At 70.9% G+C, this 14479-nt stretch carries 9 protein-coding genes; 5 read left to right on the top strand and 4 right to left on the bottom strand.

The window, feature by feature from the left end; all coding sequences use genetic code 11:
• Positions 1-54: 54 nt before the first annotated feature.
• Positions 55-1596 carry an MFS transporter gene (locus ACIBW9_RS23660; protein WP_398958059.1) on the top strand — a complete coding sequence of 514 codons (1542 nt, stop codon included), beginning with the start codon at positions 55-57 and terminating at the stop codon, positions 1594-1596.
• A 279-nt stretch (positions 1597-1875) separates the two neighbouring features.
• Here the strand turns inward: ACIBW9_RS23660 and ACIBW9_RS23655 are convergent, their stop codons facing one another.
• The gene (locus tag ACIBW9_RS23655) at positions 1876-2415 is read right to left on the bottom strand and encodes a MarR family winged helix-turn-helix transcriptional regulator (protein WP_398958057.1); all 540 of its coding nucleotides are present in this window, start codon (positions 2413-2415) and stop codon (positions 1876-1878) included.
• Positions 2416-2512: 97 nt separating this feature from the next.
• Here ACIBW9_RS23655 and ACIBW9_RS23650 point away from each other — a divergent pair, with 97 nt between their 5' ends.
• Positions 2513-3304, top strand: coding sequence for a dioxygenase (locus ACIBW9_RS23650; protein ID WP_398958054.1), 792 nt, complete (start codon positions 2513-2515; stop codon positions 3302-3304).
• Between the two features lie 167 nt (positions 3305-3471).
• On the opposite strand, the gene ACIBW9_RS23645 is transcribed toward ACIBW9_RS23650, so the two are convergent.
• Positions 3472-3987 carry a GNAT family N-acetyltransferase gene (locus ACIBW9_RS23645; RefSeq protein WP_398958052.1) on the bottom strand — a complete coding sequence of 172 codons (516 nt, stop codon included), beginning with the start codon at positions 3985-3987 and terminating at the stop codon, positions 3472-3474.
• A gap of 198 nt (positions 3988-4185) precedes the next feature.
• On the opposite strand from ACIBW9_RS23645, the gene ACIBW9_RS23640 reads away from it, so the two are divergent.
• The gene (locus ACIBW9_RS23640; RefSeq protein ID WP_398958050.1) at positions 4186-5184 is read left to right on the top strand and encodes an RNA polymerase sigma factor RpoD/SigA; all 999 of its coding nucleotides are present in this window, start codon (positions 4186-4188) and stop codon (positions 5182-5184) included.
• Positions 5185-5646: 462 nt separating this feature from the next.
• Here the strand turns inward: ACIBW9_RS23640 and ACIBW9_RS23635 are convergent, their stop codons facing one another.
• The gene (locus ACIBW9_RS23635; RefSeq protein ID WP_398958048.1) at positions 5647-6624 is read right to left on the bottom strand and encodes a helix-turn-helix transcriptional regulator; all 978 of its coding nucleotides are present in this window, start codon (positions 6622-6624) and stop codon (positions 5647-5649) included.
• Positions 6625-6685: 61 nt separating this feature from the next.
• Between ACIBW9_RS23635 and ACIBW9_RS23630 the strand changes: the two genes are divergently transcribed.
• The gene (locus tag ACIBW9_RS23630) at positions 6686-8230 is read left to right on the top strand and encodes an MFS transporter (RefSeq protein WP_398958046.1); all 1545 of its coding nucleotides are present in this window, start codon (positions 6686-6688) and stop codon (positions 8228-8230) included.
• Between the two features lie 415 nt (positions 8231-8645).
• Complete coding sequence (locus ACIBW9_RS23625) at positions 8646-10433, top strand: HEXXH motif domain-containing protein (protein WP_398958044.1); 1788 nt, start codon at positions 8646-8648, stop codon at positions 10431-10433.
• A gap of 91 nt (positions 10434-10524) precedes the next feature.
• Here ACIBW9_RS23625 and fxsT read toward each other — a convergent pair whose 3' ends face one another.
• Positions 10525-14370: an FxSxx-COOH system tetratricopeptide repeat protein gene (fxsT, locus tag ACIBW9_RS23620; protein WP_398958042.1), complete on the bottom strand. Its 3846-nt coding sequence runs from the start codon at positions 14368-14370 to the stop codon at positions 10525-10527.
• Positions 14371-14479 lie beyond the last annotated feature (109 nt).

The raw sequence follows: 14479 nt of genomic DNA, 5'->3' as shown, positions 1-14479 counted from the left end.
CCGTCCCCGTAAGACGCCTTTTTTCCGTCACGAAGTCCCGAAGTGGGTACCCCCATGTCTGCAACAGCCTCAAAGGCTCCAGGCGCCGTCGAGAACACCGGCGACGCCAACCGCTGGAAAGCGCTCGTCTTCATAGCGCTCGCCCAGCTGATGGTCGTGCTCGACGCGACCATCGTGAACATCGCCCTGCCGTCCGCCCAGACCGATCTGGGCATCTCGGACGGCAACCGGCAGTGGGTCGTCACGGCCTACGCCCTCGCCTTCGGCGGTCTGCTCCTGTTCGGCGGCCGGATCGCCGACCTGTGGGGCCGCAAGCGCGCCTTCGTCGTCGGCCTCGTCGGCTTCGCCGCCGCCTCCGCGCTGGGCGGAGCCGCCACCACCGGCGCCATGATGTTCGGCGCCCGTGCCCTCCAGGGTGTCTTCGGCGCGCTGCTCGCGCCCGCCGCGCTCTCCCTGCTCGCCGTGATGTTCACCGACGCCAAGGAGCGCGCCAAGGCGTTCGGCATCTACGGTGCGATCGCCGGTGGCGGTGGCGCCGTCGGCTTCATCCTCGGCGGTGTGCTCACCGAGTACATGGACTGGCGCTGGACGTTCTTCGTGAACATCCCGTTCGCCGTGATCGCCGCGCTCGGCGCGTACTTCGTCATCCGTGAGCCGGAGGGCGGCCGCAACCGCAACCCGCTCGACATCCCGGGCGTGCTGCTGTCCACCCTCGGTCTGGTCTCGCTCGTCTACGGCTTCACCCGTGCCGAGTCCGACGGCTGGGGCGACACCACCACCGTCTCGCTGTTCGTCGCGTCGGCCGTCCTGCTGATCGCCTTCGTGGTCACCGAGGCGAAGGTCAAGGCGCCGCTGCTGCCGCTGCGTGTGGTGACCGACCGCAACCGGGGCGGCATCTACCTCTCGCTCGGTATCGCGATCATCGCGATGTTCGGCACGTTCCTCTTCCTGACCTACTACCTGCAGGTCATCAAGGGCTTCTCGCCGATCAAGACCGGTTTCGCCTTCCTGCCGATGATCGCGGGCATGATGGTCGGCTCCACCCAGATCGGCGCCCGGCTGATGACCCGGGTCCCGGCCCGGGTGCTGATGGGCCCCGGCTTCCTGGTCGCGGCCGGCGGCATGTTCTTCCTGACCCGGCTGGAGATCGGTTCGTCGTACGCCTCGCTGGTCCTGCCGGCGATGCTGCTGCTCGGCCTCGGCATGGGTACGGCGTTCATGCCCGCGATGTCCCTGGCCACCCTGGGCGTCGAGCCCCGGGACGCCGGTGTGGCCTCCGCGATGGTCAACACCTCGCAGCAGGTGGGCGGCGCGATCGGCACGGCCCTGCTGAACACGATCGCGGCGTCCGCGACGACGGCGTACATCAAGGACCACATCGCGGGCGCGACCTCCAAGTCGCAGGCGCAGCTGGTCCAGATGCAGGGCGCGGTGCACGGCTACACCAACGCGATCTGGTTCGCCGTCGGCATGCTGGTGCTGGCCGCCGCGATCGTCGTGGCCCTGGTCAACGCCGGCAGCCCCGGCTCGACCACCGTGTCGGGCTCGGCGGACGGCGTCGAGGACGAGCTGGCCGTCCCGGTGGTCGCCCACTGACGGCGGCCGTCCGGGGTACCTCTTCGGAACCATCCGTACGCGAGAGGAAGGGGACGCCTCTCGCGTACGACCCCCAGGCCCTGCCGTCACATTCGGGCCGTCCGCCCGAAAGGCGGGCCCCACGGCGTCTGGTGCGTGCGATCGCAAGGCGCCGGAAAGTCCTCGTAGCGGAGCTACCAGGGCTTTTCGGCAACGCGGCGAGCGGGCGTGCCAGGCATCGCGGGGCAGGCGGGAATGTGGCGGCAGGGCCTGCCTGCCCTGGCTCCCTGAGTGAGCGGCTCAGCGGAGCCAGGGCAGGTCCGCGCCCGCATCGCTGGGCTGGAGGCCCTCGGCGACGATCTCCATGATCTCGCCGAGGGCCTCCTGCTGCTGCGGGGTGAGCCGCTCGAACACCGCCTGGCGTACGGCCGTCACATGGCCCGGAGCGGTCCGCCCCAGCACCTCGGCGCCCGCGTCCGTCAGCACCGCGAACTGCCCCCGCTTGTCGGAGGGGCAGTCCTCGCGCCGCACCCAGCCGTTCTTCTCCAGCCGTGCGATCGCGTGCGAGAGACGGGACCGGGTGATCTTCGACTTCATGGCCAGCTCGGTCATCCGCAGCCGCCGGAGCGGGGCCTCGGCGAGGCCGACCAGCAGCCCGTAGTAGATGTGCGGCATACCCGCGTCCCGCTGCAACTGGCGGTCGAGATGGTCCTCGAGAAGCATGGTGGCGTGCAGGTAGGAGCGCCAGATGCGCTGCTCTTCGTCGGTGAGCCAGCGGGTCTGCCCGGCGGGTTTCGCCGCTGTGTCTGCTTCTTCAGCGGATGTGGGTGCCGTGTTCATGTATCCATCGTACGAGAGGTCTCCTTGAAAATTAAACAAACGGGGCGTATGCTCTGAAGCAGAGAGTTTGAGAGTTCAAGCATTGGGAGTCGACGCCATGTCCGCCGCCACTCAGGAGCGCATGCCCGCCCTCTATCTCAGCCACGGTGCGCCACCGCTCGCGGACGACCCGGTCTGGCCCGGCGAACTCGCCGCCTGGTCAGCCGACCTGCCGCGCCCCAAGGCGATCCTCATGGTCTCGGCCCACTGGGAGGAGGCCCCGCTCGCGCTGGGCGCGGTGGAGACGGTCCCGCTCGTCTACGACTTCTGGGGCTTCCCCGAGCACTACTACCAGGTGAAGTACGAGGCGCCGGGCGCGCCCGAACTCGCCGAATCCGTACGGAAGCTGCTGCGTGCCCCCGGCATACCCGTGCAGGACATCCCGGACCGCGGCCTCGACCACGGCGCCTATGTCCCGCTCGTCGAGATGTTCCCCGCCGCCGACATCCCGGTCCTGCAGATCTCGATGCCGACCCTCGACCCGGTGAAGCTGATGGAGATCGGCCGCAAGCTCGCGCCGCTCCGCGACGAGGGCGTGCTGATCGTCGGCTCCGGCTTCTTCACCCACAACCTGGCCGCGCTGCGGCACACGGGCGGGGGAGTGCCGAGCTGGTCCTCGGAGTTCGACGACTGGGGCCGCAAGGCGCTGGAGGCCCGGGACTGGGACGGCCTGCTGGACTTCCTCCACAAGGCCCCGGCCGGCCGCTACGCCCACCCGCGCACCGAGCACTTCGCCCCGCTGTTCGTGACCATGGGCGCGGCGGACGTCACCGGCGAGCTGGACGCGCAGAGGTCCGTGATCGACGGCTTCTGGATGGGGATGGCGAAGCGGTCGGTGCAGTTCGGCTGAGCCTGGGCTCGCCATCGATCGCCTGCGGCGCCGTCGGGGTCGCTCCCCCACTCTCGGCTTCGCTCGAGCGGGGGACCCCCATCGCGGCGGAGCCGCTGATCGGGCACAGCCCCGCGCCCCTTCAGGGCGCTGCCGCACCGCATCGGACCTCGCCCTGCCCTGGCCTGCTAGAGCTCCTTCTCGTACCAGGCGACGTCCCAGTACCTGCCGAACTTCCGGCCCACCTCCCGGTAGGTGCCGACGTAGCGGAACCCGAAGCGTTCATGCAGCCGCGTGGACGCTTCGTTGGGCTGGGCGATGCCCGCGTAGGCGCGGTGCAGGTCCTCCTCCGCCAGGGCCTCGAAGAGGGCCTTGTACAGCAGCGTGCCGATGCCGCGGCGGCCCGCGTGCGGGGCCACGTACACCGTGACCTCCACCGACGTCCCGTAGGCCGGTTTCATGCGGTAAGGGCTGGATGTGGCGTAGCCCAGAATTTCCTGTGTGTCCGCATCCGTGGCAACCATCAGCCGGTGCGGCCCGTCTACAGGGTGGGAGAGCAGCCAAGGACGACGCTCTTCCGGAGTGAAGACGGCGGTATCGAATGTGATGGGCGTCTCACGTACGTAGTGGTTGTAGATGTCGGTGAGAGCTTCGAGGTCCTCCTCGACTCCTGGTCTGACCTGCACCTCTGTACGTTCCGACACCGTCAGGCCTCCCTCTGTGGCCGGACAGGGTACTGCATGATCAGAAAAATTGGGGGGCGGGTTGGGAATTCTGTCCGGATTCCAGTCGTTGTTTCCTTCGGATGCAGGGCACCCGACCAAAGTGCTCAGCGGCACTCGAAGGCGAGTGCCCCGCGTCTGAGAGACCACCCGCCAGCCCACCATCGCAAGGGAGCACGCATGGCAACCCGTGCCGTCGCCCGTCGTAAGTCCGCCACCGGCGAGACGGCCGACGCGGCAAGCAGTGTTCGCGCCCACGCCGGCGAGATCGCCGACCGTGACCTGGTCGGCATGTACCTCGACGAGATCGCGCGCACACCGCTGCTCGACGCCGCCAAGGAGGTCGAGCTGTCCCAGATCATCGAGGCGGGTGTGTTCGCGCGACAGGTTCTCGACGGGTACGAGGAGTCCAAGGCCGAGGCCACCCGCGAGGAGCTCGAGGCCCTCGTGGCCGAGGCCGAGCGCGCCAAGGACATCTTCATCCGCTCCAACCTCCGCCTGGTCGTGGCCGTGGCCCGCCGTTACCCCCGTAGCGGTCTGCCCCTGCTCGACCTGATCCAGGAGGGCAACGCCGGTCTGGTGCGCGCGGTCGAGAAGTTCGACTACCGCAAGGGCTTCAAGTTCTCGACGTATGCGACCTGGTGGATCCGTCAGGCGATCACCCGCTCGATAGCGGACCAGTCGCGCACCATCCGTCTGCCCGTCCACCTGGTGGAGGAGCTGGGCAGGATCCGCCGTGTGCAGCGGGAGTTCAACCGCGAGCACGGCCGCGACCCGGAGCCCGCGGAGATCGCCGCCGAGCTCGGCTCGAACGCGGACCGTGTGATCGACGTCCTGGACTGGGCGCGCGACCCGGTGTCGCTGAACATGTCGGTGGACGACGAGGGCGAGACCCAGTTCGGCGACCTGCTCGAGGACACCTCGGCGGTCTCCCCCGAGCAGTCCGTCCTCACCCTGCTCCGCAGCGAGGAGCTCGACCACCTCATCGGCCGGCTCGACCCGCGCACGGCGTCCATCATCAAGATGCGCTACGGCATCGAGGACGGCCGCGAGCGCACCCTGACGGAGGTCGGCAAGGAGCACGGTCTGACCCGCGAGCGGATCCGGCAGATCGAGAAGCACGCCCTGCTGGAGCTGAAGAAGCTGGCCCGCGACACGGGCTTCGAGGCGGCGGCCTGACGAGCGGTCACGGGGGCGCGTACGGCACCCGGTGAGAGCCGGGTGGCGTACGCGCCGGTGGCCGCGCACGCCGGGTGGCGAAAGACCGCGCAAACATGGCGGTTCAACGCCGCTTCAACCGTCGGAAGCAGGGAACAAGACTTCAGGGCACAGGAGTTCGGCGGCATCATCCCGCCCCCTGAACGACCGCACTGCCACCACTGGACCACGTCCCGACGCACATCCCCCCCCGGCGGCGGGACTTTCCTGAGCCGGGCTTCGGCGCCCCTCCCCCCGGGCGCCGGGGCCCGGTTCTCCTTCTGGGGCGTGCTGGATCCTCGCCCGGACACACATGACGGCGGGCCACCCCAGACCTGAACACTGGGGTGGCCCGCCGTCGCGTGTGTCCCGCAGCGTGACACTCTGCCATATGGTCGTCACGTTTCGCTAACCCCCCAAGGTGAGGCGGGCCCCGAGGCACCTTCAGCGCGTGGTGTCAGCCGCCCCCGCCCGGACCAGCCGTTCCCCCAACTCCCGTACGCTCGCCACCAGTTCAGGCGGTTCCCGTACCGTGAACTCGTGGCCCAGCAGGGCCAGCCGGACCGCCAGCCAGTCCGCCGCGTCACTCGTGCGGGCGCGCAGGCGGCAGGTGTGCTCGTCGATCGGGTCCGGGGTGCCCAGCCAGGACGGGATGCGGGTCGCGACGGTTTCCGCGGGGGCCGCGAAGGTGACCTCGAAGTCGTACGACTCCTGGTGCCGTTGCATCGAGCGGCGCAGATATTCCGCCGCGTTTCCCGTCGGCAGCTCCCGCGGGGCGAACCGGGCGCCGGTTGCGAAGGGATCGCTCACCCGGTCGACGCGGAAGGTGCGCCAGTCGGCGCGGTCGAGGTCGTAGGCGACGAGGTACCAGCGGCGGCCGGTCGACACGAGGCGGTACGGCTCCGTCAGGCGCCGGGACTCGGTGCCGTCGCCGGCGCGGTACGCGAAGCGCAGACGCTCGTGCCCGGCCACCGTGGACGCCATGACGGTCAGTGTCTCCGGTGCGATGCTCGCCCCGTCCCCGCTGGTCAGCGGTGTGGTCGCGGCCTGGAGGGTGGAGACGCGGTGCCGCAGGCGGGAGGGCAGCACCTGTTCCAGCTTGGCCAGGGCCCGTACGGAGGCCTCGTCCACGCCCTCCAGGGCGTGCCCGGCGCCCGCGCGCAGTCCGACCGCGATCGCCACGGCCTCCTCGTCGTCGAGCACCAGCGGCGGCATCGCCTTGCCCGCGACCAGCCGGTAGCCGCCCTCGGCGCCCAGGGTCGCCTGCACGGGATAGCCGAGCTCGCGCAGCCGGTCGATGTCCCGCCGCACCGTGCGCCGCGACACGCCCAGCCGCTCGGCGAGCTCGCCGCCGGGCCATTCGCGGGGAGTCTGGAGCAGGGAGAGGAGTTGGAGGAGCCGGGCCGGGGTGTCCGTCGTCATGGTGAGAGCATGCCGCAGAAGTAGGACACGATCTGACCTACTAGGGGTCTAGCTTCGGGGTATGACCTCCACCGAGATCCCATCTGTTCCTCCCTCCGGCGACCGCAGGCGCTGGTTCGCCCTCGCCATCGTGATGACCGCGGCCTTCATGGACCTCGTCGACGTCACGATCGTCAACATCGCGATCCCGTCGATCAAGCGGGACGCCGGCGCCTCCGTGAGCCAGATCCAGTGGATCACCGCCGGCTACGCGCTCGCCTTCGCCGCGGGGCTGATCACCGGCGGGCGGCTCGGTGACATCCACGGCCGCAAGCGGCTGTTCCTCCTCGGCATCGGCGGCTTCACCCTCGCCTCCGCGCTGTGCGGCTTCGCCGCGAACCCGGAGATGCTGGTCGCCTCCCGGATCCTGCAGGGCGGCATGGCGGCGATGATGGTGCCGCAGGTGCTGTCGATCGTGCATGCCACCTTCCCGGCGCACGAGCGGGGCAAGGTGTTCGGGCTGTTCGGCGCGATCGTGGGGCTCGGGGCGGTCTCGGGCCCATTGCTCGGTGCGCTGCTGACGGAGTGGAACCTGTGGGGTCTGCAATGGCGTCCGATCTTCCTCATCAACCTCCCGGTCGGTATCGCGGGCCTGGTCCTCGGCAGCCGCTTCATCACCGAGTCGAAGGCACCGCGGGCGCTGAAGCTCGACCTGGTCGGGGTCGCCCTTGTCACTCTCGGTCTGACGATGCTGCTCTACCCGCTGACCCGCGGCCGTGAGCTGGGCTGGCCGCTGTGGGGGTACGTCTCCATGGCGGGCGCGCTCGTCGTCTTCGCGGTGCTGGTGGCGTACGAGCGGCGCAAGGCCGTACGGGACGGGTCTCCGCTGGTGGAGCTGTCGCTGTTCCGGGTGAAGAGCTTCGCGGCCGGGATCGCCGTGCAGACGGTGTTCGGGATCGCGCTCGGGGTGTTCTTCCTGGTGTGGACGCTCTACATGCAGACCGGGCTGGGCTGGAGCCCGCTGCGGGCGGGGCTGACCGGGGTGCCGTTCTCGATCTCCGTCTCCACGGCGGCCGGCCTGTCCGTGCAGAAACTGGTGCCGCGCTTCGGCCGCAAGGTGCTCCAGGCGGGCGCGCTGCTCATGGCCGCGGGCGTCCTGCTCTACATCTGGGAGTCCGGCCGCTACGGCCTCGCCATCGCCTCCTGGCAGATGGCGCTGCCCCTGGTCGTGATGGGCGTCGGCATGGGCCTGATCGTGGCCCCGCTGACGGACGCGGTGCTCTCGGACGTGCCGCGCGAGCACGCCGGCTCGGCGTCGGGGCTCATCAACACCGTGCAGCAGATGGGGAACGCGCTGGGGCTCGGGCTGGTCTCGGTGGTGTTCTTCGGGGAGATCGGCGACCGGCTGACGCGGTCCGAGGTGGGCCCGGCGTTCGTGAACGCCTTCCAGCACGCACTCGGATGGGTCGCCGCGGTGATGGCGACCATCTTCGTATTGATGTTCGCCCTGCCGAAGCGGGCGGGGGAGGCGGAGGCGCCGGTGGAGCAGGCCGAGACGGCCGAGCTGCACGCCGGGAGCGCACAGGACGCCACCGCTCACGAGGAGAATCTGGCCCCTGTCCGGTAGCGGACCTGACACCCTGTCCCTAGAGTCTTTGCAGGGGCGGGGTGTTGTGTAGCAGGGTGTCCTCGACACGTGTTCATCCGGGAAGCGACGGGACGTCATGGCATCGAGGAATCAGGCCACTCCATCCGAGGCGGCGGCGTCGGAAACGGCCATGTCCAGCTGGCTTCCCGACCTCTCGGGGCTTTCCCTCGGCGAGCTCAGCAGCCTGGACAGCATGGTTCTGGAATCCTCCGTCAAGCATCTGAGGCGCTGCGTCAACCAACCGCTTTCCACCATCGGTGGCAGCAGCGGTAGCTAGTAATCGCCCCGTCCTGCAGGAGTCCCCGAAAGAATTGGCAACACGGTCTCCGTGCAGGACCCGAGCGGTTAAATTTCACGGCACGTCACCCCGGCCGGGAACGAGGAAATCGTGCCGATGCACCATCACCAGCTCTCCGGGTCCGTTCTGCGGTCCCTGCTGGCCACCACCGAGGACGACACGGCGGTCGCCGTGCTCCTGGACGCGGAGTACAGCCGGCGGCTGCTCCTCATGCGGGGAATCCTGGACTCCTGCGCCGGGACCCCCGAGGCCGAGAGAGCCGGGGTCGAGGAGGCCTGGCGGCTGCTGGAGAGCGTCGAGAAGCGGGCCCCCGAGGCCGTTCGCGCCGTACTGCTCGATCCGCAGGTCGGCCTGTGGGCGGCGGCCCTGTTCCGGCGGCTGTCGCGGACCGAGCGGGACGAGAGCGCGCAGGACGTGCCGCTGTGGGTGGAACTGGGTTTCCTCAGCCAGTTCGCGGCCACCGTGTCGATCATGGCGGACGCCTCCTTCCGGGTACCGGTCCCGGTGCGGGACGGAAGTGTTTTCCTGCCCTGCCTGGGGCGTGCGCGGCTGGACACCGCCGAGCGCTGGGGGACCGCCGAGGTGCGGGCGCAGGACGGTGTGGTGAGCGTCGTCGGGGACGCCACGGTGGTGACACTGCCGGAGGATCCCGAACGGGACGGGCCCGGCTGGCAGGGGCTGCGCCGGCTGCGCGCCACCGCCGAAGGCCTCACCCTCACGCTCGCGATCGACGACCTCGGCCCCTACCCGGCGGTGTCCGGGCTGGCCGCCTCCCGGCGGCTGGCACCCGAGCAGTTCGCCGACTGGCAGCGCTGGATCTCCGCCATGTGGCCCCTTCTGGTGGCCGACCACCGGGCCGACGCCCGCGCGCTCTCCGCCGGGCTGCTGTCCCTCGTCCCGCTGCCCCACCGGGAGCGCCTGCGCGGGCGCACCGCCTCCTCCAGCGACGCCTTCGGCTGCGTACTGCTGACGGAACCCGACCAGGACACGGCGGTGCTGCCGCCGCAGCTCGGGGTGGCCCTCATCCATGAGTTCCGGCACACCCTGCTCAACGGCCTCATCTTCCTCGCCCCGCTCTTCGAGGACTGCGCCGACCTGTTCTACGCCCCCTGGCGGGACGATCCGCGTCCGCTCGGCGGGCTGGTGCACGGGGCGTACGCCTTCTCCGGGGTCGCGCGCTACTGGCGGGCACGAGGCGAGGAGGGTCTCGCGGGCTTCGAGTTCGCGCTGTTGCGGGACGCCCTGGACCAGGTGCTCACCACGCTGCGGGACCACCCCCTGCTGACCCCGCTCGGGCGCCGGCTCTGCGAGGCGCTCACCGAGCAGACCGCATCCTGGAGCACGGAGCCGGTGGGACAGCACGAGCAGGACCTCGCCCGGCTGGCGTCCGCCCACCACCACGCGACCTGGCGCGCCCACCACCTGCACACCCCCAAGGCCTACGCACAGGCGCTGGCGCAGGCCTGGCAGCACGGCGGCGCCCCGCTGGGGCCGGTGCCGGAGCCCGAACTGCGCACGGACCCCGGCGCCTGCCGGCTCGACACCCTGGCACTGCTGTCCCGCCTCAGCCTCGTGGACCCCGCGGAGTACGCAAGGCTGCTCGCCGACGCCGACCCGGCCGCCCAGATCCCCGGCGCCGCCGCGGCCGACCTCGCCCTGGTGGCGGGCGACGCAAGAACCGCGGTCAAGCTCTACGCCGAGGAACTGGCGCTCCCCGGCGCCAGACCCGCAGCCTGGGCAGGCCTGGGCCTGGCGCTGACCGAGACGGGCGAGGAGACCGCCGGGGCCGCCCTGACCAACAGCCCCGAACTGGCCGTGGCAGTAAGCCGTTTGTTGCCGGAACCGCCGGATCCGCTAGCACTGGCGCAGTGGCTGGCGCCCTGAAGGGGCGCGGGGCTGTATCGATATGCGGCTCCGCCGCGTGGGCGCGACACGCCACGACGGCGCAGCAGACGACCGACGAGCCAAGGCAGGGTTACAACGGCATGGGGTCGATGTCGCAATCGGCCCGGTGTTCCCAATCGGCGGCCAGCCGCACCGCAGGGTGGCTGCTGCCCAGCTTGCGGCTGAGACGTTCATGGGTGTCGGTGTGGAGCGTGGCCGCCTCCTCGGTATGGCCGAGCGCACGCAGGTCCATGGCGAGGTTGGCGGCACAGGCGAGGGTCGACGGATGATCGTCGTCGAAGACCTCACGGGACCGCCGCAGCGTCTCGGTGTCCAGTTCGTGGGCGGTGGCCGGGTCGCCCAGGGCGTAGTGGTCGCTGGCGAGATTGGTGCGGCACACCAGGGTCGACGGATGCATCTCGCCCAGTGTCGCCGTGAACTCCTCCAGCACCAGTGAGTTGATGTACTGGGAGGCCGCCGCGTTCCCCAGCAGCCGGTAGGTGATCGCCAGGTTCAGCGCGGCCGACAGGGCGTGCGCATGGTGTTTGCCGTACGTCTTCTCGTACTGCTCGCAGATCTCCGTGCCCAGCCGCAGCGCCTCCGGGAGGTCGCCGCTGTGCCGCAGATGCACCGACAACTCCAGGGTGGCGGCCATGGATTCGGGGTTGTCGGTGCCGTACCGGTGGATGAGGTCGGCGCGGGCCTGCTCGGCCGTCTCCATCGCCTCCCGGTGCTCGCCGGCCTTGCGCAGGGCCACCGCGAGATGGCGGTAGCAGGAGAGACTGAGTGGGTTGGTGCTGCCCAGCAGGGAGTTGCACCGGTCGACCAGCTCCCGGTGGTACGTCAGCGCGACGGCGTACTCGCCCAGTTCTCGGGTGTCGAGGATGAAGCCGAGCCAGCTGAGCAGCGAGAGCACATGGTCCTGGCCGTAGATCTCGGTGTAGCCGTTCCAGGTCTGCTGGTCGAGGTCGCGGGCACGGGCGAAGTCGCCGACCAGGCGGAGGCTGACGCCGAGGTTGTGGGCGGCGCGCAGGGTTTCGGGGTCGTCGGGGCCCAGCAGCCGTAAGTACTGCTGGTGGACGGATTCCGAGAGGCTGAGGGCCTCGCTGAAGGCACCCCGTACGCGGTGGTCGATGGCGACGTTGCCGAGGGCGTCGGCGGTGTCCTGGGCGTCGGGGCCGATGGTGCGCCGGTAGGCCTCCAGGGTGGCCGAGTTGAGCTCGGCGGCCTCCCGGTAGCGGCCCAGACTGAAGAGCAGGAAGCCCAGCCAGCGGGCCACCTGGAGGGTCTGGGGATGGTCCTGGCCGAGCTTGGCGGACCAGGTCTCGTGCGCGGTGCGGGCGAGTTCCAGACAGGGCTGGTAGTCGCCGAACCGCAGGAGGTAGATGACCTCGTTGACGACGAGGTTGCGCACCCAGCCCTCGTCGGACTGGGCCGCTTCGGAGACCAGCACATGCGGGTAGAGCGCGCCGTACCGGTCCCAGCGCAGCACGTTGTCCGGGTCGTTGGGATCGCTCGCCGCCAGCAGCAGATGCGCCCCCCGGCGCATCGTCGACCGGTCCTCCTCCGTCATCCGGTACAGCAGGGCGGCCTGGACCAGGCGGTGCATCTGGAGGGAGTTGTTGCGGTGGTTGAAGCGGGCCAGTGAGTAGCGGCCGATCTCCCGGATGACCTGGCCGAGGCGGATCGGGTCCTCCAGGGCCAGGTCCAGTTCCGGTGCGATCGAGCCGCGCGGCATACGGGCGAAGAGGGAGCGGGCGATGGGCTCGGGGGCGTAGAAGGAGCAGACCTGGAGGAGCTGGTAGGCGGCCGGGTTCTTGGTCTCCAGCTGGTCCAGGGAGATGTTCCAGGCCGCGATGACCGGGTGCTGGTTGTCCAGCGGGGCGGTGCCGCGCAGCAGGTCCACGCGTTTCTCGGTCAGCAGGCGCAGGTATTCGTCGACCAGCATGCCGGTCTCCGCGTGCCAGGCGGCCGCCTGCTCGATGGCCAGCGGCAGGTCGCCCAGCGCCTGGGCCAGCCGGTCGGCGTCCTCGTCGCTGATCTCAGGACCGCGCAGCCGCAGCAGCTGCTTGCTCTCCTCGCGCAGGAAGACGTCCACCTCCAACGGGCGGGCGATGGAGGCCCATTGGGGGTTGCGGGAGGTGATGAGGATGTTGCCGGGGCCGCCCGCCGGGAAGAACGCCCGTACCGCCTCAGGGCTCTCGGCGTTGTCGAACACCAACAGCCAGTTGGCGTACGGCCGTCCGATGCGCAGCGCCTCCAGGACGGCCGCGACCGTCGAGGAGGCGTCGCTGCCCGCGGAGATGCCGAGGCGCGGGGCGAGCTCCACCAGGGACAGGGAGATCTGCGCGGTGCGCTCGGCGGAGATCCACCACACCACGTCGTACTCGGACATCCGGCGATACAGGTACTCCACCGCCAGCAGACTCTTGCCGACGCCTCCCATGCCGTGCAGGGCGTGCGGCAGGACGGCCGTCGTCTTCTCCTGCAGCAGCCGCTGGTGGAGGGCCTCCAGGAGCTCCTTGCGGCCGGTGAAGTTCGGGTTGCGCGGCGGGATGTTCCCCCAGACCGTGGGGGTGGTCCTGGTGCGCTCGGTACCCGCCGTGTGCGCCGTGGCCTGCTCTGGCATCACCGGCCTCCTGTTCCCCTGATGCGTCGGGTGGTCGGCGTCGCCCGGGGTGCGGGCGACGGGGTCGCTGAGTGTGAACGGTGCGGTGGTGCTGGTGCGGGACGAGTGCCGGTGCGCGGGCTCCTCACGGAGGTCCGCGACCGCCTCGTCCACCTCTCCGGCCGGTTTCAGGAACGGCCCGGACAGGGCGTGGAGCACGGCGCTTTCCGCCAGCAGCCACGGACCGGACTCCGCGTCCACGGAGGGGACTTGGGACACGGACTCGCCGCGCAGCAGCCGGGGCAGTCGCCACAAGTGTTCCCCGCCCAGTCCCCGGCGATCCCCCACCAGTTCGACAACCCGGACCAGGTCGGTACGGCGTCCGGCGGCCAGCAGCTCCTCGCGTACGCCGGGCGCGAACTCGTAGGCGGGGAACGCGCGGTCGGCCGGGCGGACGATCCCCTGCGCGAGCAGCAGCGCGAAGTCCGTGAGCGAGCTGCCCGGCAGCAGCGCGTCCTGCACCTGCCGGACCAGCGGGTCGGTGAGGGGGATCGCGGCGAGCATGGTGGCCAGCGTGAAGACCTGCTGGGGCGCGGCCGACCGCAGCCGGGCCACCAGCGCGGGGGCGTCCTGCGGCAGCGGGTCCGGCTCGGCAGGGGCGGGCACGTGCGCGCGGGGGAAGGTCACGGTGAGCGGCAGCCAGCGCGGCGGCGCCCCGCTCAGCAGGCCCGACCAGGCGTCCAGCCAGCGGGCGGACAGCTCGAGGACGGGGACGGGTACGTCGGGCCGTCCGGCCGGCGGCAGGTCGTACGGGTCGGGGCCCAGCCCGCGGGCCCGCCAGCGCAGCCGGTTGTTGGGCGCTCCCGGAGCGGGGGAGCGCAGCTGCACCTGCCAGCCGCGCAGACCCGTCACCGGCCACACCGGATGCGGCAGCAGATGGATCAGGCAGACCGGCCCGGCCTGCGCCCAGCGCCGCAGCAAGGGCTCCACCGCGCGGTCGCGCCAGTGCGGCCCGGCACCGTCGGTGAGCAGCAGAGTCAGCCTGCCCGCCGCACCGTGCCGCGGCAGGGTCGCCGGGGCCCTTCCGCCCCCGTACGGGAGCCGGTGCACGGTGATCCGGCCGAAGCAGCCGGTGCGGTGCAGCGCGCCCGCGAAGGCCTGCACCGTCGGCTCCCAGATCCCCATGGTGGGGCCGGAGTCGGCGACGACGGCGACGTCCCAGCGGGTGCCTGCGGGGTGCCCGGCGGGCCGCCGCAGTGCGGTGCCGGTGCGGCGTAGTGCTTCGGGCAGTTCGGGGGATAGCGGGGGCCAGGTGGGGGGTGGGGTCATGGGGTGCCGGCCTCCGCTCCCGTGCCGGGGGTGGGGCCGACAGGTCGCGCCCCGGAGGGGCGCGGGGCTGTGCCGATCAGCGGCTCCGCCGCAGGGCGCGACCAGCCAC

Origin of the sequence: Streptomyces sp. NPDC049541, from assembly GCF_044465725.1 — a bacterium.
Lineage (GTDB): Bacteria > Actinomycetota > Actinomycetes > Streptomycetales > Streptomycetaceae > Streptomyces.
This window is presented reverse-complemented; position numbering and strand designations above follow the sequence as displayed.

Excerpts from the sequence above, each read along its gene's own strand:
- ACIBW9_RS23625 (WP_398958044.1), top strand. The coding sequence starts at position 8,646 with ATGCACCATCACCAGCTCTCCGGGTCCGTTCTGCGGTCCCTGCTGGCC.
- ACIBW9_RS23655 (WP_398958057.1), bottom strand. The coding sequence starts at position 2,415 with ATGAACACGGCACCCACATCCGCTGAAGAAGCAGACACAGCGGCGAAA.
- ACIBW9_RS23630 (WP_398958046.1), top strand. The coding sequence starts at position 6,686 with ATGACCTCCACCGAGATCCCATCTGTTCCTCCCTCCGGCGACCGCAGG.
- ACIBW9_RS23660 (WP_398958059.1), top strand. The coding sequence starts at position 55 with ATGTCTGCAACAGCCTCAAAGGCTCCAGGCGCCGTCGAGAACACCGGC.
- ACIBW9_RS23640 (WP_398958050.1), top strand. The coding sequence starts at position 4,186 with ATGGCAACCCGTGCCGTCGCCCGTCGTAAGTCCGCCACCGGCGAGACG.
- fxsT (WP_398958042.1), bottom strand. The coding sequence starts at position 14,370 with ATGACCCCACCCCCCACCTGGCCCCCGCTATCCCCCGAACTGCCCGAA.
- ACIBW9_RS23650 (WP_398958054.1), top strand. The coding sequence starts at position 2,513 with ATGTCCGCCGCCACTCAGGAGCGCATGCCCGCCCTCTATCTCAGCCAC.
- ACIBW9_RS23635 (WP_398958048.1), bottom strand. The coding sequence starts at position 6,624 with ATGACGACGGACACCCCGGCCCGGCTCCTCCAACTCCTCTCCCTGCTC.